Genomic DNA, 21,450 nt, shown 5'->3' with positions numbered 1-21,450 from the left:
CGGAAAACCGCCGTTTATTGCCAGATGGGGCGTGGCGGGCGAGGGGTGAAACGAACAACCTTCTGCGATGGCCTTCGTTGTTTTCCCGGCAGCCGTGTCCGCACGGCCAACCTGCCCAAGAACGGAGAATTTCATGATCAAGACTGCTTTTGTCGCCACGCTGATGCTCGCCGGGACGCCCGCGCTGGCCCAGGCGACGCAGCCGGCGCCCAGCGCCACTCCGACGGCGACCCAGCCGACCACCCCGGCCCAGACCTCGCCGTCGGCGACTGCGCCGGCCGCGGATTCGATGACCCCGCCGGCCGATTCGGCAACGACGACCAGCACCACGACCACGACCACGCAGACCGCGTCGACCAGTTCGGACCCGGTCGCGGCGACGGTCGAGGCCGACTGGGCGAAATATGACAAGGACGGCAACGGCAAGCTCAGCCGCGTCGAGTTCGATGCCTGGATGAATGCGCTGCAGACGGCCGCCGGCAAGAAGCCGCAAACCAAGGCCTATCTGACCGCCGCCTTTGCCAAGGTCGACACCGACAAGAGCAAGAGCGTGTCGAAGGCCGAGCTGACGACCTTCCTCAAGGGCTAAGCCTCGTCAGCAACCGATGAAATGAAGGGCGGCGCGGTGATCGCGCCGCCCTTTGTCATGTCTAGACGTCGAGGTTGGCGACGCTCAGCGCATTGTCCTGGATGAACTCACGGCGAGGTTCGACCACCTCGCCCATCAGCCGGGAGAAGATCTCGTCGGCGACATCGGCCTGCCCGACCTCGACCCGCAGAAGCGAGCGGTTGGCTGGGTCGAGCGTAGTCTCCCACAATTGCTCGGCATTCATCTCGCCCAGCCCCTTGTAGCGCTGGATCGACAGCCCCTTGCGCCCCGCCCCGAGCACCGCATCAAGCAATTCGCTCGGGCGAGTGATGCTGGCGGGCTTGCCCTTGGTGTCGGCAGTTCCCTGCTCGGTCGCGTCGTCGCCTTCGCCCCCCTCGACGGTCGGTTCAGGCTCGGCGACCGCACCCTTGCGCATCGTCCGCAGCGTCGACGGCTGGGCATAGGCCTCGGCCTGCTCGGCGGCGAGCGCGTGCAGCTTGCGCGCCTCGGCCGAGACGATGAAGCTCGGCTCGACGATGGTGACGTCGGTCACCCCGCGCCACAGCCGCTTGAGCAGATAGCCGCCCTCCGCGGCGAGCTCGCCGGTCCAGCGCCCTTCGGGATCGCCCTGCTGGAGCCAGTCCGACACGCCCTCGATCGCGGCGCGGCGACCCGCTTCCTGCAGCTCGGGATTGAGCGCGCCCGCCAGCGCGAGCGCCTCGAGCAAGGCGGGATCGTACTTCTTGGGCGCATAGCGCATCAGCGTACGCACCCGCCGCGCATGATCGACCAGCGCCCGCAGGTCCTTGCCCTGGCGAACCTCGCCGGCGGTTTCGAGCTGGAGCCCGTCGAGCCCGGCGTCGACCAGATATTCGTCGAGCTGCGCGTCGTCCTTGAGATAGACCTCCGAGCGGCCCCGCGCGACCTTGTAGAGCGGCGGCTGGGCAATCATCAGGTGCCCCGCCTCGATCAGCTCGGGCATCTGCCGGTAGAAGAAGGTCAGCAGCAGCGTGCGGATGTGCGCGCCGTCGACGTCGGCGTCGGTCATGATCACGATCTTGTGATAGCGCAGCTTCTCGAGGTTGAACTCCTCGCGGCCGATGCCCGTGCCGAGCGCCTGGATGATCGTCCCGATCTCGCGGCTCGACAGCATCCGGTCGAAGCGCGCGCGCTCGACGTTGAGCAATTTACCGCGCAGCGGGAGGATCGCCTGATTGTGGCGATTGCGGCCCTGCTTGGCCGAGCCGCCGGCCGAGTCACCCTCGACCAGGAATAGTTCGCTGAGCGCGGGATCGCGCTCCTGGCAGTCGGCGAGCTTGCCGGGCAGCGAAGCGATATCCATCACCCCCTTGCGGCGGGTCAGTTCGCGCGCGCGCTTGGCCGCCTCGCGCGCGGCGGCGGCATCGATGATCTTCTGGATGATCGACCGCGCATTGACCGGATTTTCCTCCAGCCACTCGGTCATCTTGTCGCTCATCAGCGCTTCGAGCGGCTGACGCACTTCGGAGCTGACGAGCTTGTCCTTGGTCTGGCTGCTGAACTTGGGATCAGGCAGCTTGACCGAGACGATCGCGGTCAGCCCCTCGCGCATGTCGTCGCCGGTGAGCGTCACCTTCTCCTTCTTCAGCATGCCGGACTTCTCGGCATAGCCGTTGACGGTGCGGGTCAGCGCCGCGCGGAAGGCGGCGAGATGGGTGCCGCCGTCACGCTGGGGGATGTTGTTGGTGAACGGCAGGACGTTCTCGTAATAGCTGTCGTTCCACTCGAGCGCGACGTCGATGCCAATCCCGTCACGCACTGCCGAAATGGCGATGGGATCGGGGAACAGCGGGGTCTTGGCGCGGTCGAGATACTTCACGAAGGCGGCGATCCCGCCCTCGTAGAACAGCTCGACCTCCTTGCGCTCCTCGTGCCGCGCGTCGGCCAGCACCAGCCGCACACCCGAATTCAGAAAGGCGAGCTCGCGATAGCGGTGCTCGAGCTTCTCGAAATCGAACTCGGTGATCTTGAAGGTCGCCGGGCTCGGCAGGAAGGTCACGCGGGTGCCCTTCTTGCCCTCCGGCGCCGGGCCGACGATCTTGAGCGGAGCGACCGCGTCGCCGTGGGCGAAGCGCATGAAATGCTCCTCGCCGTCGCGCCAGATGGTGAGGTCGAGGAATTCGCTGAGCGCGTTGACCACGCTCACCCCGACGCCGTGGAGGCCGCCCGACACCTTGTAGGCATTGTCGTCGCTGGTGTTCTCGAACTTACCCCCGGCGTGAAGCTGGGTCATGATGACCTCGGCCGCCGAAACGCCTTCCTCGGCATGGATGCCGGTCGGAATGCCGCGGCCATTGTCCTCGACCGTGACCGAGCCGTCTGGGTTCAGCTGGATGAGGATGCGGTCGCAGTGGCCGGCGAGCGCCTCGTCGATGGCATTGTCGCTGACCTCGAACACCATGTGATGGAGGCCCGACCCGTCGTCGGTGTCGCCGATGTACATGCCGGGGCGCTTGCGCACGGCGTCGAGGCCCTTGAGCACCTTGATGCTGTCGGCGCCGTAGCTGTTCTGATTGGGATCGCTGCTCATGCTGAGGATATAGCGAGTGCGGGGAGGAAGTCACGCGTACGCGCGTGCGCGCGAGGGGCCGAAACGAAGCGGCCCGCCCTCGCTGATAGCAAGAGCGGGCCGTTGAAGGGAACGTTGGCGAAAGCGCTTAACCGGCGCGGCGCTGGCCGCCCCCGCCGCCGCCACCGCGGCGACGCTGGCCGCCGTTCGGACGACCGCCGCCCTGCCCGCCCTGACCACCGGCGGGACGCTGCCCACCGTGGCGCTGCGGCTGCTGGCCGTGGCTCTGACCGGTTGCGCCCGAGCGGATCGGATTGCCGACCGGGCCGCGTGGGGCGCCGGGGACGCCGCGCATCGACCGGCCGCCCTCACGTGGGCCACGCCGCTCCTCGGGCATGTCCGAACGCGGGTCGTTGCGCGGCAGGCCGAAGCGCTGCGGATCGCCGGCGTGGCCGCGGGCACCGCTGCCGTTGCGGCGATTGCGCTGGCCCTGCTGGGGCGCGCGCTCGCGGCCGCCGTCGCCCTTGGGCGCGGGCTTCAAGCGCTTGAGCGCCTCCACCGCCTGGTTGAAACCACCCGGCAGCTCCTCGACCGTCAGCTTCTGGCGGGTGAGCTTCTCGATGTCCTTGAGATACGCACGCTCCTCGCCGTCGCAGAAAGCGATCGCGATGCCGTCGGCGCCGGCGCGCGCGGTGCGGCCGATCCGGTGGACATACTGCTCGGGGACGTTGGGCAGGTCGTAGTTGATGACGTGGCTGACGCCCGGGATGTCGATCCCGCGCGCGGCGATGTCGGTCGCGACGAGGATCGGGACGCTACCGTCGCGGAACTGGCCAAGCGCCTTTTCGCGCTGCGGCTGGCTCTTGTTGCCGTGGATCGCATTGGCCTTGATCCCCGCCGCCTCGAGCAGGCGGACGACCTTGTCGGCACCATGCTTGGTCCGGCTGAACACCAGCGACCGGTCGATCTTGGTGTTCTGGAAGAACATCGTCAGCAGCGCGGTCTTCTCGCTCTGGTTGACGAAAGTGACGCGCTGCTCGACCCGCTCGGCGGTGGTGGCGACCGGGGTCACCGCGACCTGCGCCGGGTTGGTCAGATACTGGTCGGCGAGCGCCTGGATCGCCTTGGGCATGGTCGCCGAGAAGAACAAAGTCTGGCGCTTGGCCGGGATGATCTTCACGATCCGCTTCAAGGCGTGGATGAAGCCCAAGTCGAGCATCTGGTCGGCCTCGTCGAGCACCAGGATCTCGAGCGCCTTGAGGTCGACCGCGCGCTGGTCGACGAGGTCGAGCAGCCGGCCCGGCGTGGCGACGAGCACGTCGAGCCCGCGCTGGACGGTACGGACGCTCTTGGCATTGGCAACGCCGCCGAAGATCACCCCGCTGGTGGTCTTGAGGTTGGCGCCATAGGCCGCCGCGCTGGCCTCGATCTGCGAGGCGAGTTCACGCGTCGGGGCGAGCACCAGCATCCGGATCTGGCCCGGAAGGAGGAATTGCGGACGGTCGGCCGCCAGCCGCTGCAGCGAAGGCAGCATGAAGGCGGCGGTCTTGCCGGTGCCGGTCTGGGCGATGCCCAGCAGGTCGCGGCCGGTCAGGACGGTGGGGATGGCCTGCGCCTGGATCGGCGTGGCCTGGTTGTAATTCTTGGCCGCAAGCGCGGCGAGCAGGGGCTGGATCAGCCCGAGGTTTTCAAACGACATAAGTCTCTCAACATGACGCATCCGAGCACGGCTTTGCGCGCCCGGGAGCCGGGTGAACAAAGAACCCCGCGTGATGTGGAGAACTTAAAAAGGGAACCGAGACGCGGGCCGGCCGCAAGGCCGATCACGCCGCTTCAGTGGCGTCTCGCTACCGGCCATATAGGCGAGCGGTCACCATTTGTCCACTCAGGCGGCGATTGCGTTCCCGTGGTCGACCCGCAGGCGGGTGCCCACGACACCCTCGAACAGCGCTTCCTCGGTGGCCGTCATCCACACTTGCCCGCGTCCTTCGAGCCGCGTGAACAGCGCCTCGCGGCGGCCCGGGTCGAGGTGCGCGGCGACCTCGTCGAGGAGGAGCACCGGCGGCGCGTCGCGACGCTCCGCGACGAGCTCGGCGTGGGCGAGGACGAGGCCGAGCAGCAGCGCCTTCTGCTCGCCGGTCGAGCTGCGCGCGGCGGGTTGGCGCTTGGCTCGGTGGGTGACGGCGAGGTCTTGGCGGTGCGGCCCTTGGGTCGCCCGGCCCGCGGCGGCATCGCGCCCGCGGTTGGCGCGGAGAGCGGCGGCAAGGTCGCCGTCGGTCCAGCCCTCGAGCGCGATCTCGGGACGCGCGAAGCGGTCGTCGGGGCTGGCCGCGAGCCGCTCGTCGAGCGCGGCGACGGTCCGCGCGCGGGCCGCCGCCACCATCTCGCCATGCTCAGCCATCCCCGCTTCGAGCGCGGCGAGCCATTGCGGATCGGCGCCGTCCGGCTCGGCGAGCAGCTTGTTGCGGGCGCGCATCGCGGCCTCGTAGCGCGCGGCATGGTGGGCGTGGGCGGGCTCGAGCGCGAGCACCAGCCGGTCGAGGAAGCGGCGGCGGTCGCCCGCGCTGCCGGCGAACAGCCGGTCCATTGCCGGGGTCAGCCACAAGACGGACAGCCACTCGGCAAGGCTGTTGACCGCGGCCGCCGCGCCATTGACCCGCACCTGCCGCCGCTCGGGCGCCGCCGCGCTGGTCCCGGTGCCAAGGTCGATGTCGCCGAGGCGGGCGTGGATGGCGAAGCCGCCCGGCCCGTCGCTCCGCGCCACCTCGCCCAAGGCCGCGCCGCGCAAGCCGCGCCCGGGGGCGAGCAGGCTGACCGCCTCGAGGATGTTGGTCTTGCCCGCGCCATTCTCGCCGAAGAGGCAGACGAACCCCGGCCCCGGCGCGAGGGTCAGTTCGCGGTAGTTGCGGACGTCGGTCAGGGCGAGGCGGGAGAGCATGGCTGCTGAACGGATAGAGCAGAGCGCCGCCGGCGATGCCAGCACTCTCCGATCATCGATGAGTCGCGGTGCTCACGCTCCCCTTGTTCAGATCGAAGCGACGATGTTACGCTGCATCAACAAACGGGGGGACGTCATGACCATGAGCGTACGGGCCGCGCTGGGCAGCGGGTTGATGCTGTGCGGCTCGGCGGCGAGCGCCGGGCTGCTGACGACCAGCGGACCGGGCGTCGCCTGGTTCGAGCAATGCGACGGCTACGGAAAGCCGACCGAGAATGGCGATGGCATGACCAAGGAGGCGAGCGGCTTCCTCGGCATCTTCACCGGCGGCCCGTCGGCTGGCAACACCCGGCGGAGCACCCCGGCGTTCGGTGCGGCCGGCGTCCAGGCCTGCGATACCGCGCTGGCCGACCCGCGGCTGCGCGAGCGTTACTGGGCGCGCCGGACCAGCCTGCTGATGGCGCGCGCGGTCCACGGGCTGGCCGACGGCAAGGCCGACGGGGCGATCGCCGACCTCGACAAGGCGCAGGCGGCGGTCCAGGCGCCCAACGATCCCTATTATCAGCGCAGTCTCGGGCTCGGCCTCGAACTGGTCCGCGCCTATGCGCTCCGCCAGACCGGGCAGGAGGCCAAGGCACGCGAGCTCGCCGCCGACGTCCTTCGCCAGCGCCCGTGGAGCCGTGCCACCGGCAGCGCGATGATCGCCATCGTCCCCGACGAGGCCGCGGTCCTCAACGGCACGCCGATGGTCCAGTCGCTCGCCCGGCTCCAGCCCAAGTTCGTCGACGCGATCTTCCAACGGGCGATGACGACCCGCGACTTCGCGACCGCGATCCGGCTCTACCCGAACCTCGTCGCGCCGACCCGGACGCTCGATCGCGGGACGAGCGGGATCGCGGAGGAGCTCGGCCGCGAGCGCAACGAAGCGGTCGAGCGGCTCTATTCGGTGCGGCGGCGCGGCGCGCTGGCCTATGCGCTGGCGGCGACCGGCGATGCGACCGGCGCGCGCCGAGCACTCGCCGACGGCGATGCGGAGCTTGCCCAGTTGGCACAGCCGCTGCCGCCCTTGCCCGAGGGCGAAAAGGAAGGCTGGAAGGCGCGCTCGCGCCGCGCGGTCAACGAGGCGATCGTCACCGCCGGCCAGCGCGTGGGTTCGGAGCTCGCCATCTGGCGGGCGATGACCGAGAGCAAGCTGGCATTGCGCGACGGCAAGGTGCCCGCCGCCCTCGACCTCAAGAACATCCTCCCCAACGGAGCGGGTTACGACCTCCTCCTGACCTACAAGCAGGCGAACGTCCCCGACGCCGCCCGGCTCGCCGACCTGTTGGGCGAGGCGCTCAAGCCCAATCCGAAGTCGAATCCCAAGATCGAGATCCCGTTGCTGTTCGCCAGCCTTCCCCATGCGGAAATCCCGCAGCGGATCGCCACCTATCGCAAGGCCAACAGCGACTTCATCGGCTACCTCTGGGGTGGCACCAGCGGGTTCAAGACCAAGGCCAATGCCGACGGGACAACCACCATCTCGTTCACCGGGCAGAAGAGCAGCGGCAATGTAGTCGAGGAAATGGCCCTGCTGCGGGCAGCGGATTACGTCCACTCGCTTGGGCGTGACGGGTTCGTGATCCGCTCGCGCGCCGACTTTGAGCGGACCATCCAGATGGTCGGCATGTACAGCGGCGGCGCGCGCTATCCCGACGGCTATTCGACCGAGCTGACGATCGAACCGGTCGACGTGGCGCATCCGTCGCCTGCGCTGGCCGCCGCGCCGTGGCGGATCATCAAGGCCGACGAGATAATCTCCGCGCTCGGCCCGACTTACTTCGCGCCGCAGGTGGCGAGCGGCACGGCGAACTGAGGAGGGGCAGCGCTCCCTAGCGGCCCGGCAGCTCGGCGGCTCGGGCCATGTAGAGGCCGACGAGGCAGGCGTCGTCGCGGCATCTGTCGCGGCGGGCGAGGAAGCGGCGCTGGTCGGCGAGGAGCCTGGCCTTGGCGGTCGAGCCCATCGTCGCGCGCGCCGCGAAATAGCGTTGCGAGAGGGTGCGGTCGGCCTCGGCGAGCGCGTCGTTGCCGCAGATCATATCCTCGACCGCGGTGGCGGCGCTGCGGCAGTCGAACCCCGCCTTGCGATCGCGGCGGGATTCGTCCGCGCGGTTCGGCTCGGGCGGCGGGGCCGCATTCAGGGCGGGGCCGAAGTCGGGCGCGACCGGGAAGCGGGCGGCGGCGGCAAGGATCGCGGCCGAGACCGGGGCTAGCCCCTCGGTGATCAAGCTGTAGCCGCTGCCGTCCTCTTGCGGCTCGGCCCAGTAGCGCACCGGGGCGCTGAGCTCGGCCCGGCCGCCGAAATAGTCGCGCGCGCTGGCCGGCAGCGCGAGCCGCAGCGTCATCCGGCATTCGAGCCGGCCGCTGGCGGGGTCGTAGGACACCGAGCGGACGTCGTCGGCCTGCGCGCGGGTAGCGCGGCGGAGGCGACCGAGATCGGCACTGTGGGTCGGCGAGGCCGCGGCGGCGCGCGAGAAAGCGAGATCGCGCAGGAAGCCGTAGCTGCTGCGCAGCGCGCAGGCGTCGGTCGCGGGCGTGTCCGCCGCGGCCGCGAGCGCGAGCAGAGCGATCATCGCGTCAGCCCCCCGCCGACGTCGCTCAGACGCGCATCGGCATCAGGACGTAGAGCGCGTTGGCCTTGTCGTTTTCGCGCAGCAGGGTCGGCGCGGCGGCGTCAGCGAGGTGGACCTCGACCGTGTCGCCGTCGATCTCACCCAGGATGTCGAGCAGGTAGCGCGCGTTGAACCCGATCTCGAGCCCCTCGGACGCATAGTCCGCCGGGACTTCCTCGGTGGCGAGACCGTTCTCGGGGCTGGTCACCGACAGCGTCACGCGGTCGCGGTCGACGGCCATCTTGACCGCCCGGGTCTTCTCGCTGGCGATGGTGGCGACGCGGTCGACCCCCGCGGCGAAGCTCTTGGGGTCGAGCTTCAACAGCTTGTCGTTGGCGGTCGGGATGACGCGCGTGTAGTCGGGGAAGGTGCCGTCGATCAGCTTGCTGGTCAGGACCGCATGGCCGAGCACGAAACGGATCTTGGTCGCGCTCAGCGAGACTTCGACCGTGCCCTCGACCTCGTCGAGCAGCTTGCGGAGTTCGCCGACACATTTCCGCGGCACGATGATGTCGGGCATGCCGTCGGCGCCATCGGGCTTGGCGACGGTGACGCGCGCCAGCCGGTGGCCGTCGGTCGCGGCGGCCTTGAGCTGGTCGTCGGCGATGTGGAAGAAGATGCCCATCAGATAGTAGCGGGTTTCTTCCGACGAGATGGCGAAGCGGGTCTTGTCGATGATCTGGCGGAGCGTCGCGGCGGGCAGCTCGAAGCGGGTCGGCAGCTCGCCCTCGGCAATCACCGGAAAGTCGTCGCGCGGGAGGGTCGAGAGGTTGAAACGCGAGCGGCCGGCGACGACCTGCATCTTGCCGTCGGCGGCGGTCAGCTCGACCTGGCTGCCCTCGGGAAGCTTGCGGACGATGTCGAAGAAGGTGTGCGCCGAGACGGTGGTCGCGCCGGGCTGGGCGACGTTGGCGGCGACCGTTTCGTCGACCTGGAGGTCGAGGTCGGTCGCCATCAGGCGGAGCGAGCCGTCCTCACGCGCGTCGAGCAGGACGTTGGAGAGGATCGGGATGGTGTTGCGCCGCTCCACCACCGACTGGACGTGGCCCAGGCTCTTAAGGAGGGTTGCCCGTTCGATCGTCGCCTTCATCGTATTTCGCCCCTTGTCGCGGCGGCTGGAACGCCGGCCGCTGCCGCACTGGTTCGGGGCGACTATAGCGAGCGGAACCGGTCTTGCCAGTGCCTCCGCGCGGCCTGTCGCACGCCGTTTTCGCTCAGGCGGCGTGGGCCGCCTCGGCTGCCAGTTCGTGGGGCAGCGCGGCGATCGTCGAGGCGACTGCGCGGTCGAGGTTGCGGAGCGCCTCGTGGAGCTGGTCGGCCTGGCGCCGGGTGGTGCAGCCGAGCGCCTGCTCAAGCGCGGCGGCGGCCTCCCCGACGGCGCAGCCGCCGATCGACATCGCCGCGCCCTTGAGGCTGTGGGCTTCGGCCGCGGCGGCGGCGAGGTCGCTGCGCCCGATCGCCTCGCGGATGGCGAGCGGCTGGGCGGCGAGCTGCTGGGCGAACAGCGAGAGCAGTTGCGCGATGCGGTCGTGGCCGAGCGCCGCGCGCAGCTCATCGAGGCGGGAGCGGTCGAAGTGGACGACGCCAGGGCGGGTCTGGGCGCGCGCCTGGCGCCGTTCGGTCAATTCAGCGAAGAGCGCGTGCAGCGCGGCGGTGTCGATCGGCTTGGCGAGGAAGCAATCGATCTCCTCGATCGCATATTGGATTCGGCGGTCGGGCGAGGCATCGGCGGTGACCGCGGCGATGGGGGTGGTCGCGTTGGGTCCCCCTGAGCGACGGATGGTGCGGGCGGCGGCCAGCCCGTCGAGGAGCGGCATCTGCATGTCCATCAGGATGACGTCGAAGGGCCGCGCCCCGGCGGCGGCGACCGCGGCGGCGCCATCGCCGTAGCAGGTGACGCGATGGCCCATCCGCCGCAACAGCGCGAGGATCAGCAGCTGATTGACGCGATTGTCTTCGGCCAGCAGCACCTCGAGTGGGCGCGACCGCCGGGACTTGGCGAGGACCGGTGGCGGAGCTGGCGGAACGGTAGCGGTCGTCTCTACCCCCACGTCGGGAAGCGGCAGTTTGAGGACGAAGGTCGTCCCCTTGCCGAAGGTCGAACGGAGCTTGAGGTGGCCGCCCATCCCCGCGGCGAGCCGGCGCGAGATCGCGAGGCCGAGCCCGGTGCCGCCGAACCGCCGGCGGGCGCCGCCCTCGCCCTGGACGAACGGTTCGAACAGTCGTGCCTGGTCGTCGACGTCGATCCCGATCCCGGTGTCGCTCACCGCGAGGCACCAGCGGCGCGCGCCGCCGCGCCCGCCGCGCGCGCTGATCGTCACTTCGACCTTGCCGCGGTCGGTGAACTTGATCGCGTTGCTGACGAGGTTGGAAAGAACCTGCTGAATGCGCACCCGGTCGCCGCTGACCTTGGTCGTTTCGCCCGCTCGCCAGTCGAAGGCCAGCGTCAGCCCCTTGGCGTCGGCGGTCCGCTCGAACAATTGGACGGTTGCCGCGGCGGCCTCGCGCAGGTCGAATGGCTGCACCGCGAGATCGAGATGCCCGCCCTCGAGCCGCGAGAAGTCGAGGATGTCGTTGAGCACCGTCATCAGCAGGTCGGCCGATTGCTGAAGCGTATCGAGATAGGCTTCGCGTTCGCTTGCGCTGGTGGCGCCGCGCAGCAATTCGATCATTCCGAGGACGCCGGTCATCGGCGTGCGGATCTCGTGGCTCATGGTCGCGAGGAAGGAGGATTTGGCCTGCGCCGCCGAGCGCGCCTCGTCGAGCGTGGAGAACAAGCGCGCTTCGGCCGCGAGCTTGTCGGTGACGTCGGTGACCACCCCGAATGTCGCCACCAGCCCGCCGCCAATCCGCCGCTCGGCCTGCAGCCGGACCAGGACGGTGCGCGGCGTCTCACCGGCAACGGTGGCCAGCCGCAGCTGACATTCGCTCATGCCGGCTTCGCGCACACTGCGGGCCAGGATGCGAAGAAGTCGGCGGCGGTCGTCGGCATGAACCAGCCCGAGCGCGGCGGTGAATGAGCAGCGCGTCGACATGGTTCGCAGCAGCAGTTGTGCCTCGCTTGAGAAAAGGACTTCCCCGCTATCGGCGGCGGCATGCCAGTGGCCGACGTTGGCGAGCCCCTCGGCGAGGGTCAGCAGGCGATTGGTTTCGCGCAGCTTGCGTTCGGCCTCGGCGCGGCTCTGCTCGGCCGCGCGGCGCTGGGCGATGTCGCGCAAGCTGCCGACCCATTCGCCGTTCTCACCGACACGGTTGAAGCCGGCCTCGACCCAGCGAAAGCCCTGCCGCGCGCCGCCGACCCGAAAGGTGATCGGCGCCGGGTCGAGCGGTGCAGCCGGATCGAGCGCATGGTGCAGCGTCGTCCAGTCGTCGGGGTGGACCACGGCGAGCAACGGCTGGCCGACCAGCTCGTCGGGATCGGTGGCGAGCAGACGCTGGGCGGCGTGGCTGGCGAAGCGCACCTCCCCGTCGCTCGACAGTCGAAGGACGAGGTCGCTGCCGTGTTCGGCGAGCAGTCGATAGAGCTTCTCGCGCTCAACCAGCGCCGCCTCCGCGCGCCACCGCGCGGTCTGGTCGTGGACGCGAACGATCAGATGCGTCACCCGCCCGCGCGGATCGAGGCCGGGGGTGATGGTCAGATTGCAGCTGCCCTCGCTACCGTCCGCGCGAATATAGCCGAGCGCGCCCTCGAACCGCCGCTTGCTGACGCTGACGCGGCGCCATTCCTGGACCAGCCCCGGCCGCTCGACCCCCGGGAAGCAGGCGAGCCATTCGCGGCCACTGTCGAGGGCCAGGTTGACCCCGGTCAGCTCGGCCCAGCGGCGGTTGGCGAAGAACAGCCGGCCCGCGCCCGTGAACATCAGGATGCCGGTCGGCGAGACCTCGGCGATGTCACGGAACCGCTGCTCGCTACGGTCGAGCCGGGTGCGCAGGCTGCGCCGCGCCAGCCACTCGCGCGCGCCCAGCACCAGCGCGACCACGGCAATGCCGATCGCCACTTCCGGCCGTTCGGTCGCTGGCGCGACGACGAGAGCCAACGCCGCGCATGCCACCACTGCCGCCACTGCGGCGGGAATCAGCGATCGGCGGACAAGCGGATACGGCATGGGTCTCCTGTCGAGCCGGAGACACTTAGCAGCCTTTGTTCCCACGCCGTTCCAGAGTCGGGTCCACGCCGGACAAGCCGGAACGGTCTGTTAAATCACGCTTTAAACCGAACTGGAGCGGATTACTTCGCGGCGGGCTTGAGCACCGCATCGACGTGATGAACGACGCCGTTGCCGTAAACTTCGTCGGCACCACTCACGGTCGCGCTGCCGCTCGGTCCGGCGAGCTTGATGCGGTCGCCGTCGCGGGTGGCCGTGAGCGTGTCGCCGGCCATCGTCTTGAGCAGCGCCTTGCCGTTATTGGCGTCGATCGCGTGACCGATGTCCTCGGCGAGCACGGTGCCGGGAAGGACATGACCGCTGATCAACTTGACCAGCGCCTGCTTGTTGGTGCCGAGATCGCCCGCACTCATGAAGGCGGCGTCGGTCGGCATGAAGACGGTGTAGGGACCCGGGCCCTTGAACACCCCGTCCATGCCCGCCGCCTTGACCGCCGCGGCGAAGCGGCTGGTGTCGGGCTTGCCGAAGCTGTCGGCGATGGTGCCCTTGGCCGCGGCCGGGCGTGCGGCGGTGGCGCTATTGCCGTCGGGCGCGGCGGTGTTGCCGTCCTTGGCCGAGTGGCACGCCGCCAGCCCGGCAGTCGCCGCGACCAGCAGCACGATGCGAAGCGTCATTCGGATAATCTCCCTGTTGCGGCGGGCACCCCCTGCCGGGCGCCCGCCTGTCGTGATCAGGTCAGCGCCTCGATCACCGCCGTGATCAGGCGGGTCTTGGGATCGACCTGGTAGATGTAGCCGTCGTTGTAGCGATACCAGTCGTCGGCGTTGTCGGCGTAGCGGTCGCGATAGGGGTAGGGGACGTTGTAGACGTCATACCCCGGCGGAAGCGGCTGCCCCATCGACAGGTCGCCAGCGAGGAGGGCGACGATCTGGTCGACCACCCCGTTCGAGCGGTTGACCTGATAGATGCCGCCGTCGCCGTAGCGATAAAGGTCGTCGCCGCTGTCGGCATAGTAACGCTGGTAAGGCAGCGGCACGTTGTAGAAGCTGACATAGTCGCTCGGATACGGCTCCCCCGCGTAATAATAATCGGGGTAGTAATCGGGACCGTAGCCGAACAGCGGCGCATAGCCGTCGACCAGGTTGGTCGAGCGCGCGACGCGATAGATCAGCCCGTCGTTCTGCCGGTAATAATAGTCGTTATTGTCGGGATACCAGCTGCGATAGGCGATCGGCAGCAAGCTCGACGCGAAGGCGGCCGGGACCGCCTGGCCGAGATATTTGCGCGCCTGGCCCGGGGGCAGGCAGCCATTGTTCTTGGCCGCGAGCCCCGGCGGACAACCATCGACGCGGACCGGATTGCCGTAAAAGGCCGCTTGGTTGCGATAGCCGCCATCATTGCCGCCGCGGTAAACGGGGTTAGGCGCCTCGCGGAAGGCCTGGCCTCCGGCGACCTGCCCGCCCTGGCGGCCGCGGAACTGCTGCTGCTGGCGATCGGGACCGCGGAAGGCCTGGCGCTGGGCTCCGTGTCCGCGCTGCTCCATCTGACGTCCACCCTGGCCGCGGCCATGCTCGACGCGGGCCTGGCGCTGTTGCTGGCCATGCTGAGCGCGCGCCGCATGGCCGCTGCGGAACTGCTGCCCGCCACCGTGACCGCCACGGAATTGTTGACCGCCGCCTCCGTGCCCATGACCGCCGCCGCCACGGGCCATCTGCGGCCCACCACCGCCGCCGCCGCGACCGTGACCACCGCCACCGCCACCGCCGCCGCCATGGGGCTGGCCGCCCCCACCACCACCGTGCGGGTTGCCACCACCGCCGCCGTGCGGGTTGCCGCCACCACCGCCACCGCCGTGGCCGCCGCCACCGCCCGGGGGACCACCGCCGCCACCACCGTGGCCGCCGCCGTTGCCGCCGCCCCCGCCATGGCCCCCGCCTGGGCCGAGCGCGGCCAGCGGGGTGCCGAGGGCCAGGGCCAAAACCCCGGCGCCGAGCATGAGTGCACGCATGAAAACTCTCCTTTTCGAGGGCTTCAAACGGCTTGGTTAACGAGCTGTTCCGAGAGCTGTGTCGACCGCCCTACAGTGGGCCAGCGAGTCAGGCGGGCTGGTCGTCGACCCAGTCGCGCTGCAGCCCGCGGATCGCCAGCGCCATCAGCCCGGCGGCGACGAGGTAGAAGCCAAGCACCCCGACCGCGGCATAGCGCAGCGATTCAAGGCCATAGGTCGCTTTCAGCCGCTCGGAGATGCCGCCGATCAGGATCGGGCCGACCCCGAGGCCGATCAAATTGTTGATCAGCAGGAAGTAAGCCGAAGCGGTGGCGCGCATCGGCCGCTCGACCAGATGCTGGACCGCGGTGGTGACCGGGCCGAGCCAGAGGATGTTGAGGGCGTTGGGGATCAGCAACAGCGGCCAGGCCAACCACAGGCTTGGGCTGAGCAGGCCGAAAAAGAAGGTCGGCGCGGTGATCAGCCAGGCGAGCGCGGGCAGCCGCGCATACCAGCGCTTGTCGAGCCGACCGAGGCGGTCGGCGAGCAGCCCGCCGCCGAGCACGCCGAGCACGCCGCCGATCAGCAGCAGCGAGCCCATGAACTGCCCGGCCTGGAGGAGCTCGAGCGAATAGCTGCGCATCAGCACCGAGGGGGTCCACAGCGCGAGCCCGTAGCCGCACAGCGACGAGCAGGAGGAGGCGAAGGCCATCAGCCAGAAGCTCGGCTTGCGCGCGACCACCGCGAGCACCGCGCCGAGCCCGACCGGCACGGTGGTCTCGGCGGCGGCGCGGGGACGGTCGCGGACGACCCATTTGAGGATGGGCGCAAGGATGAGGCCGGCGACGCCCATGATCAGGAAGGCGGCGCGCCAGTTGATCCATTGGGTCAGGTAGGCGCCGATCAAGGTGCCGAAGCCGAGCCCGATCGGCACGCCGAGCGAGAAGATGCCCATCGCCCGCCCGCGCCTTTCGGGCGGGAAATAGTCGGCGATGAGCGCATAGGAGGGGGCGACCCCGCCCGCCTCGCCGACCCCGACGCCGAGGCGGTAGAGAAATAGTTGGGCAAAGCCGGTGGCAGTGCCGCACAGCGCGGTGAAGCCGCTCCACACCACCAGCGAACCGGTCACCAGCCAGCTCCGGCTGGTGCGGTCGGCGAGGTTGGAAAGCGGTGGTCCCAACACCGAGTAGAGCATCGCGAAGGTCAGTCCGCCGATCGCCCCGAACTGGGTGTCGCTTAGGCCGAGGTCGGCCTTAATCGGCGCGGCGAGGATGCCGAGGATCTGGCGGTCGAGAAAATTGAAGATGTAGGCGAGCAGCAGGAAGCCGAGCACTACATTGGGGTTGCGGGCCGGCGGCGCGGGAGAGACCTGCTGCATCGTGGTGTGGGGTGGCACGGGGCGCCGGCAAAGCCAAGCGCCCCGCGCGAACCCGCTACAGCTTGATGTCGACCGAAGCGAACACCTGCCGCGGCGAGCCGTAGAAGCCCGTCACCACGCCCTCACGGCCGAGCGACGGGGCGATCCCCGGCTTGTTGAAGTTGGGGCTGGTCGGGGTCACCGACAGCACCGGCTGGCCGGTCACCGGGTTGATGGTGAGGAACTGGTAGCCGCCAGTCTGGTAGCGCTTGTCGAAAAGGTTGCGGCCGTGGATCCCGACCGTGACCTTGCCGAACGAATATTGAAGGTTGGCGTCGAACAGCGCGAACGCCTTCTGATCGAGATAGGGGCTCGGCGTCTCGAACCGGTAGGTCTTGCTGCGATAGGAGACGGTGGCGTTGCCGCTGAGCACCCCGCTGCCGGTCGGCACCGCAAAGTCGAGCGAGGCCGAATTGGTCCACTTGGGCGTGTTCTGCAGCTTCCGGTACGGCGCCACATCGACCGGTCCGGCGCGGGTGGCCGGCGAGGGATTGCCGTTGGCGTCGTAGCCCGCGATGTTGGCGATGAACTGCTGATACTTGGCGTCGATGTAGCCGAGCGAGCCGCTCAGATTGATCCGCGAGCCCTGCCCGGCGAAGTCACGGGCGAGGGTTCCGGTGGCCTCGACCTCGACGCCGTTGAAGCGCGCGCGCCCGGCGTTGGTGGTGACGCCGACGAAGGTCGGGACGCCGTTGATCACCGCACCGACCGAACCGGGCACCTGCACATCGCGATATTGCGCGTGGAAGACGTCGGCGGCGAGGCGCAGGCGGCGATCGAACAGGCTCGCCTTGTAGCCGGCCTCGTAGCTGGTGACCTTTTCGGGATCGAACAGGAAGTAATCAAAGATTTCGGCGGCCGAGCGGGTGCCGTCGCCATTCAGGTCCGGCGCCGCGGTTGACAGGCCGCGCGGGTCGAAGCCGCCGCCCTTGAAGCCCTTCGACCAGCTCACATAGAGCGTGTTGTCGGGGTTGGGCATGAAGCTCAGCGAGGCACGCGGGGTGAACTGCTTGAAGGTCTTCTCGCCGGTGAAGTTGGAGGTGGTCGAGAGCACCACGCCATTGCCGCCGAGGCTCGGCAGCGGGCCATTCAGCACGTTCTGGCGGATCACCACCGCCTGGCGCTTGTCGTTGGTGAAGCGGCCGCCGAGCGACAGCGAAAGCTGGTCGGTGAACTTGTAGCTGAAGTCGCCGAACACCGCCCAGGTCTTTGTATGGACGTCGCCGAAGGTCGAGGCGTCGAACCCGGGCAGGCCGAGCAGCGCGCCGGTGGTTCCGAGCACCACGTCGAACACATCGCGCGCCCTGGCATTGAGATAGTAAGCGCCGACCAGGCCGCTCAACCGGCCGCGGTCGACAAGCAGCTGGGCTTCCTCGCTGAACTGGCGGTTCTGGTAGATGGCGGGCACGTCGACGTCGACCGCGGGCAGCGCGTCGAAGTCGATCGGGGTCGTGCTCTTGTCCTTGCGCCAGGCGGTGATGGTGCGGAACTTGAAGCCTTCGCCGAGCGGCACTTCGCCAGTGAAGCTGAGGCCCCCGCCGGTCACCTTCTGCTTGGGCAGGACCAGCCCGCCCTGGCTGTCAAAGACGTCCGACAGGACCGGCGTGCCCGACAGTAGGCCGGGGATCAGGCGGTGACCGCCGCGGGTGTTGCTCTTGTCCCAGGTATAGTCGCCGGTCAGCCGGAAAAAGGCGCCGAGCGCGGGCTCGAACTCGACCGTCCCGCGGGTGGCGATGACGTCCTTGTTGTAATTTTCCTGCCCCGTGGTGAGGTTCTTGCCGAACCCGCCGCGCGACAGCCGCGCTGCGGCGGCGCCGATCCGCAGGGTATCGGTGACCGGGACCGAGCCCGAGATGATCAGGTCGGCCTGATCGTAGGTGCCGTAATTGGCCTTGATCTCGAGCGCGGGCTGGGTCGACAGGCGGCGGGTGACGTACTTGATCGCGCCGCCAATCGTGTTGCGACCGTAGAGCGTGCCCTGCGGCCCGCGCAGCACCTCGACCCGCTCGACGTCGTAGATGTCGAGCAGCGCGCCCTGCGGACGGTTCAGATAGACGTCGTCGAGATAGAGGCCGACGCCGCCCTCGAAGCCGGCGACCGGGTCCTGCTGGCCAACGCCGCGGATGAAGGCGGTCAGCGTGCTGTTGGTCCCGCGCGAGGTCTGGAAGGTGACGTTGGGGGTGGTCTGGGCGATGTCCGAAATGTCGATCGCGCCGCGCCGGCTGAGCTGCTCGCCCGAGTAAGCCGAGACGGCGATCGGGACATTCTGCAGCCGCTCGGTCCGGCGGCGGGCGGTGACCACGATGTCGGTGTCGCTGCTGGTCGCGGCCTGCGCCTGCGTGACGGCGTCATTCTGGCCGGCCGGGGCCTCGGTGGCGGCGGGTGCAGGCGGCGGGACCGTCGCCGGATCGACCGGCGCGGCCTGCGCGAAGGCGGCGGCGGGCAGCAGGGTTACCGCGGCGGCGGTGCCGAGCAGAAAGGCGGCACGACGGCTATGCAACATGGATGAACTCCCCCTTGAAGCGGCAACCCCGTATCCTCCCGGTTGCGCCGCATTGGCTGGCTTGTTACTGAAAGTTGAACCACCTTTCAACTTGCTTGGCAAGGGGGTGGGACGGGGGGAGTGATGGCAGTAAGCAAGGCGCAGGCTGCGGAACGGGATGCTGGCGACGGCGCAGAGGGGCGCCACGCCAGCGACGGCAAGGCTCCGCGGACCGCGCGCGGCGAACGGACCTTGCGCAAGATCCTCGACGCGGCGCGGCACGAGTTTGGCGAACGCGGTTTCGGCGAGACCTCGATCGTCGGCATCACCGCCCGCGCCAAGGTCGCGCTGGGGACCTTCTACACCTACTTCGACAGCAAGGAGGCGGTGTTCCGTGCGCTGGTCCGCGACATGTCGGAGCAGGTCCGTGACACTGTCGCGCCAAGCTTCGGCGAGGGGGCCGATGCGCTCGATGCCGAACGGCGGGCCTTGGTCTCATTTCTCGGCTTCGTCCGCGACAACAAGGCGGTCTACCGGATCATCGACGAGGCCGAATTCGTCGACCCCGACGGCTTCCGCCAGCACTACGTCACCACCGCCGAGCGTATCGCCCGACGGCTTCAGTCCGGCGCCGAGCGCGGCGAAGCGGCGCCCGAGCAGGACCCGCTCGAGCGCGAGGTCCGCGCCTGGGCGCTGATGGGCGTCAACGTCTTTTTGGGCCTGCGCTTCGGCGTGTGGGGCGACGAGCCGCCCGAGCAGGTCGCGGCCGCCGCCAGCCGGCTGATCCGCGACGGACTGGCAGTGCGCTAGAGCGTCCGCACGCGTTTCGCGAAGCGGGCGATGTCGTCCGCGTCGTGATAAAGGCCGAGCCCAATCCGCAGCACCTCGCCGCGCACGTCGGTGACTATATCCTCGGCCAGCAGCCCCTGCTGCCAGGCTGCCGCGCGCGGTGAACGAAATGCGAGGAAGCGCGCGTGCGGACCACTATCGAGCGGGTTGAGCAACGTCGCTTCGGCCAGCGGCGTCCCGGCGATCGCGTCGAGCAATTGCGCCTGCAGGCCGGCAACATGCGTGCTGATCGCCGCGGTCGTCAGCCCCTCGCTCGCCAGCATCCGCCGCACGGCGAGGAAGCGGTAAAGCGCGCTCGGATCGAAGGTCGCGCCCATGAAACGCATCGCGTCGGGGGCGTAGCCGACCTGGCCGGGCGGCAGCGTCAGATCCTCGAATTCGGCATACCAGCCGGTGATCGGCGGCCGTTCGCCGAAGCCCGGCGGGGCGTGCATCAGCCCAAGCCCCTCCCCCGACATCGCATATTTGTAGCCGCCAGCGAGGAAGAACAGGCGGTCGGCGAGCGGCGCTGGAAGTGGCGCCGCATTGGCCATGAAGCTGTGATAGCCGTCGACCACCACCCACGGCCCGGCGGGCGCTGCCAGCGCCGCCAGCGGCGCGAGGTCGTCGAACCGGCGGCCACTGCCGAACAAGGTCTGGCTGACGAGGATGAGGTCGAACGGCTCGGCCTTGGCGGCGGCAAGGAAGCGCTCGCCCAGCGTCTCGAACGGCTCGGCAGCGACGCTGTGCTGGGTGATCGCCCCCGCCTCGACCCAGCGCGCGAACTGGCGGCGGGCGCTGTGAAATTCGCCGTCGGTGGTGAGCACGCGCAGCGGCTGACCGGCGCGGCGCGGGCAGGCGGCGGCGAGGCGGATCAGGAAGTCGTGGGTGTTGGCGGCAAACACCACCGCGTCGGGGAGGCCGCTGCCGAGCTCGGCAGAGACCTCGGCCTGCGCCGCGGGCCACAGCTCGCCCATCACCTTGTCCCACTTGCGGTCCGCCAGCCGCGCGGCATCGTCCCAGCAGGCGAGCTGCCCCTCGCGGCTGGCGTCGGGCCACAGATGGTGGCTATGCGCCGCGAGGTGCAGCCGACCCGGCGCCGCATCGAGCGCGCGCGAAAAGAGATGCTTGTAGCTCACAGCGCGGTGCGCAGCTGCCACAGCTCGGGAAAGGCGCGCTTGGACAGCGTTGACTGGAGGTAGGCGACCCCGGCCGAGCCGCCGGTGCCGGTCTTGCCGCCGATGATCCGCTCGACCGTCAGCACATGCTTGTGCCGCCAGCCGGCCAGAGCGTCGTCGATGTCGACCATCTTCTCGGCCAGCTCGTAGAGATCGAACCAGCGCTCGGCATCGCGGTAGACCTCGAGCCAGCTGACGGCGCCGCTGCGCTGACGGGCGCCGTCGCACACCTCCCACAGGCTCGGCGCGGCGAGCGCCACCTCGAGCCGGGCGCGATCCTCGCCATGGTGGAAGTCGAGGAATTTGGGGTCCTTGATCCCGAACCGATATTCGAGCTCGCGGAATTGCGCCGACTGGAAGCCCGACGAGGTGCCGAGCACGTGGCGGAAGCGGCTGTAGTCGACCGGGGTCAGCGTCGCGAGCACGTCCCACGACAGCGTCATCACCGACTGGATGCGGCTGACCCGGGCAAGCGCCTTATAGGCTTCGGCGAAGCGGTCCTCGGCGATCAGGCCGATCGCCAGCGCCACCTCGTGGAGCATCTGCTTGAGCCACAATTCCTTGGTCTGGTGAATGACGATGAACAGCATCTCGTCGTGGAGCGACGACAATGGCTGCTGCGCCGACAGCAGCTCGGGCAGGTGCAGGTAATCGGCATACGTCATGCCGGCGGGGGTCGCGGTCATGCCGCGGCCTTAGGCGAAAAGGCGGCGGGGTTCACCCCCG

15 protein-coding genes are annotated in these 21,450 nt (G+C 69.2%); 3 read left to right on the top strand and 12 right to left on the bottom strand.

What is annotated here, in order from left to right:
• Window positions 1-133: 133 nt before the first annotated feature.
• Complete coding sequence (locus GCU42_RS11030) at window positions 134-589, top strand: EF-hand domain-containing protein (protein ID WP_114227555.1); 456 nt, start codon at window positions 134-136, stop codon at window positions 587-589.
• 61 nt (window positions 590-650) lie between these two features.
• Here GCU42_RS11030 and gyrB read toward each other — a convergent pair whose 3' ends face one another.
• The 3 genes from gyrB to recF form a co-directional block, all read right to left on the bottom strand.
• Window positions 651-3,158 carry a DNA topoisomerase (ATP-hydrolyzing) subunit B gene (gene gyrB / locus GCU42_RS11025; RefSeq protein WP_114227554.1) on the bottom strand — a complete coding sequence of 836 codons (2,508 nt, stop codon included), beginning with the start codon at window positions 3,156-3,158 and terminating at the stop codon, window positions 651-653.
• Window positions 3,159-3,285: 127 nt separating this feature from the next.
• The gene (locus GCU42_RS11020; RefSeq protein ID WP_114227553.1) at window positions 3,286-4,836 is read right to left on the bottom strand and encodes a DEAD/DEAH box helicase; all 1,551 of its coding nucleotides are present in this window, start codon (window positions 4,834-4,836) and stop codon (window positions 3,286-3,288) included.
• Between the two features lie 186 nt (window positions 4,837-5,022).
• Window positions 5,023-6,075, bottom strand: coding sequence for a DNA replication/repair protein RecF (gene recF, locus GCU42_RS11015; protein WP_114227552.1), 1,053 nt, complete (start codon window positions 6,073-6,075; stop codon window positions 5,023-5,025).
• Window positions 6,076-6,217: 142 nt separating this feature from the next.
• On the opposite strand from recF, the gene GCU42_RS11010 reads away from it, so the two are divergent.
• The gene (locus tag GCU42_RS11010; protein WP_152569558.1) at window positions 6,218-7,930 is read left to right on the top strand and encodes a hypothetical protein; all 1,713 of its coding nucleotides are present in this window, start codon (window positions 6,218-6,220) and stop codon (window positions 7,928-7,930) included.
• Between the two features lie 16 nt (window positions 7,931-7,946).
• On the opposite strand, the gene GCU42_RS11005 is transcribed toward GCU42_RS11010, so the two are convergent.
• From GCU42_RS11005 to GCU42_RS10970, 7 genes are all read right to left on the bottom strand, one after another.
• Window positions 7,947-8,687, bottom strand: a complete 741-nt coding sequence (locus tag GCU42_RS11005; protein ID WP_114227550.1) for a lysozyme inhibitor LprI family protein — start codon at window positions 8,685-8,687, stop codon at window positions 7,947-7,949.
• Between the two features lie 25 nt (window positions 8,688-8,712).
• Entirely contained in the window at window positions 8,713-9,816 is a 1,104-nt protein-coding gene (gene dnaN / locus GCU42_RS11000) for a DNA polymerase III subunit beta (RefSeq protein ID WP_114227549.1), read from the bottom strand.
• 124 nt (window positions 9,817-9,940) lie between these two features.
• Window positions 9,941-12,832 carry a PAS domain-containing hybrid sensor histidine kinase/response regulator gene (locus GCU42_RS10995; protein WP_114227548.1) on the bottom strand — a complete coding sequence of 964 codons (2,892 nt, stop codon included), beginning with the start codon at window positions 12,830-12,832 and terminating at the stop codon, window positions 9,941-9,943.
• A gap of 122 nt (window positions 12,833-12,954) precedes the next feature.
• Entirely contained in the window at window positions 12,955-13,506 is a 552-nt protein-coding gene (locus tag GCU42_RS10990) for a fasciclin domain-containing protein (protein WP_114227547.1), read from the bottom strand.
• Window positions 13,507-13,562: 56 nt separating this feature from the next.
• Window positions 13,563-14,840 (bottom strand): hypothetical protein, encoded by a 1,278-nt coding sequence (locus GCU42_RS15080; protein ID WP_162789125.1) that lies wholly within the window; start codon window positions 14,838-14,840, stop codon window positions 13,563-13,565.
• A gap of 88 nt (window positions 14,841-14,928) precedes the next feature.
• Complete coding sequence (locus GCU42_RS10975; protein ID WP_114227545.1) at window positions 14,929-16,197, bottom strand: spinster family MFS transporter; 1,269 nt, start codon at window positions 16,195-16,197, stop codon at window positions 14,929-14,931.
• Between the two features lie 55 nt (window positions 16,198-16,252).
• Window positions 16,253-18,739, bottom strand: coding sequence for a TonB-dependent receptor (locus GCU42_RS10970; RefSeq protein WP_114227544.1), 2,487 nt, complete (start codon window positions 18,737-18,739; stop codon window positions 16,253-16,255).
• A gap of 123 nt (window positions 18,740-18,862) precedes the next feature.
• Here GCU42_RS10970 and GCU42_RS10965 point away from each other — a divergent pair, with 123 nt between their 5' ends.
• Window positions 18,863-19,528 carry a TetR/AcrR family transcriptional regulator gene (locus GCU42_RS10965; protein WP_114227543.1) on the top strand — a complete coding sequence of 222 codons (666 nt, stop codon included), beginning with the start codon at window positions 18,863-18,865 and terminating at the stop codon, window positions 19,526-19,528.
• Here the strand turns inward: GCU42_RS10965 and GCU42_RS10960 are convergent.
• Both GCU42_RS10960 and GCU42_RS10955 read right to left on the bottom strand, forming a co-directional pair.
• Window positions 19,525-20,685, bottom strand: a complete 1,161-nt coding sequence (locus tag GCU42_RS10960; protein ID WP_205214966.1) for a class V aminotransferase — start codon at window positions 20,683-20,685, stop codon at window positions 19,525-19,527. The genes GCU42_RS10965 and GCU42_RS10960 overlap by 4 nt on opposite strands.
• Window positions 20,682-21,410, bottom strand: coding sequence for a tryptophan 2,3-dioxygenase (locus GCU42_RS10955; RefSeq protein WP_240309433.1), 729 nt, complete (start codon window positions 21,408-21,410; stop codon window positions 20,682-20,684). Before GCU42_RS10955 ends, GCU42_RS10960 begins: the two co-directional genes overlap by 4 nt.
• Window positions 21,411-21,450: the final 40 nt, after the last annotated feature.

The sequence above is a fragment of the Sphingomonas ginsengisoli An et al. 2013 genome (assembly GCF_009363895.1).
Classification (GTDB): domain Bacteria; phylum Pseudomonadota; class Alphaproteobacteria; order Sphingomonadales; family Sphingomonadaceae; genus Sphingomicrobium; species Sphingomicrobium ginsengisoli.
This window is presented reverse-complemented; position numbering and strand designations above follow the sequence as displayed.

What these genes read in the sequence shown, in the direction of transcription:
- GCU42_RS11030 (WP_114227555.1), top strand. Translation starts at nt 134, where the DNA reads ATGATCAAGACTGCTTTTGTCGCCACGCTGATGCTCGCCGGGACGCCC.
- gyrB (WP_114227554.1), bottom strand. Translation starts at nt 3,158, where the DNA reads ATGAGCAGCGATCCCAATCAGAACAGCTACGGCGCCGACAGCATCAAG.
- GCU42_RS11020 (WP_114227553.1), bottom strand. Translation starts at nt 4,836, where the DNA reads ATGTCGTTTGAAAACCTCGGGCTGATCCAGCCCCTGCTCGCCGCGCTT.
- recF (WP_114227552.1), bottom strand. Translation starts at nt 6,075, where the DNA reads ATGCTCTCCCGCCTCGCCCTGACCGACGTCCGCAACTACCGCGAACTG.
- GCU42_RS11010 (WP_152569558.1), top strand. Translation starts at nt 6,218, where the DNA reads ATGAGCGTACGGGCCGCGCTGGGCAGCGGGTTGATGCTGTGCGGCTCG.
- GCU42_RS11005 (WP_114227550.1), bottom strand. Translation starts at nt 8,687, where the DNA reads ATGATCGCTCTGCTCGCGCTCGCGGCCGCGGCGGACACGCCCGCGACC.
- dnaN (WP_114227549.1), bottom strand. Translation starts at nt 9,816, where the DNA reads ATGAAGGCGACGATCGAACGGGCAACCCTCCTTAAGAGCCTGGGCCAC.
- GCU42_RS10995 (WP_114227548.1), bottom strand. Translation starts at nt 12,832, where the DNA reads ATGCCGTATCCGCTTGTCCGCCGATCGCTGATTCCCGCCGCAGTGGCG.
- GCU42_RS10990 (WP_114227547.1), bottom strand. Translation starts at nt 13,506, where the DNA reads ATGACGCTTCGCATCGTGCTGCTGGTCGCGGCGACTGCCGGGCTGGCG.
- GCU42_RS15080 (WP_162789125.1), bottom strand. Translation starts at nt 14,840, where the DNA reads ATGCGTGCACTCATGCTCGGCGCCGGGGTTTTGGCCCTGGCCCTCGGC.
- GCU42_RS10975 (WP_114227545.1), bottom strand. Translation starts at nt 16,197, where the DNA reads ATGCAGCAGGTCTCTCCCGCGCCGCCGGCCCGCAACCCCAATGTAGTG.
- GCU42_RS10970 (WP_114227544.1), bottom strand. Translation starts at nt 18,739, where the DNA reads ATGTTGCATAGCCGTCGTGCCGCCTTTCTGCTCGGCACCGCCGCCGCG.
- GCU42_RS10965 (WP_114227543.1), top strand. Translation starts at nt 18,863, where the DNA reads ATGGCAGTAAGCAAGGCGCAGGCTGCGGAACGGGATGCTGGCGACGGC.
- GCU42_RS10955 (WP_240309433.1), bottom strand. Translation starts at nt 21,410, where the DNA reads ATGACCGCGACCCCCGCCGGCATGACGTATGCCGATTACCTGCACCTG.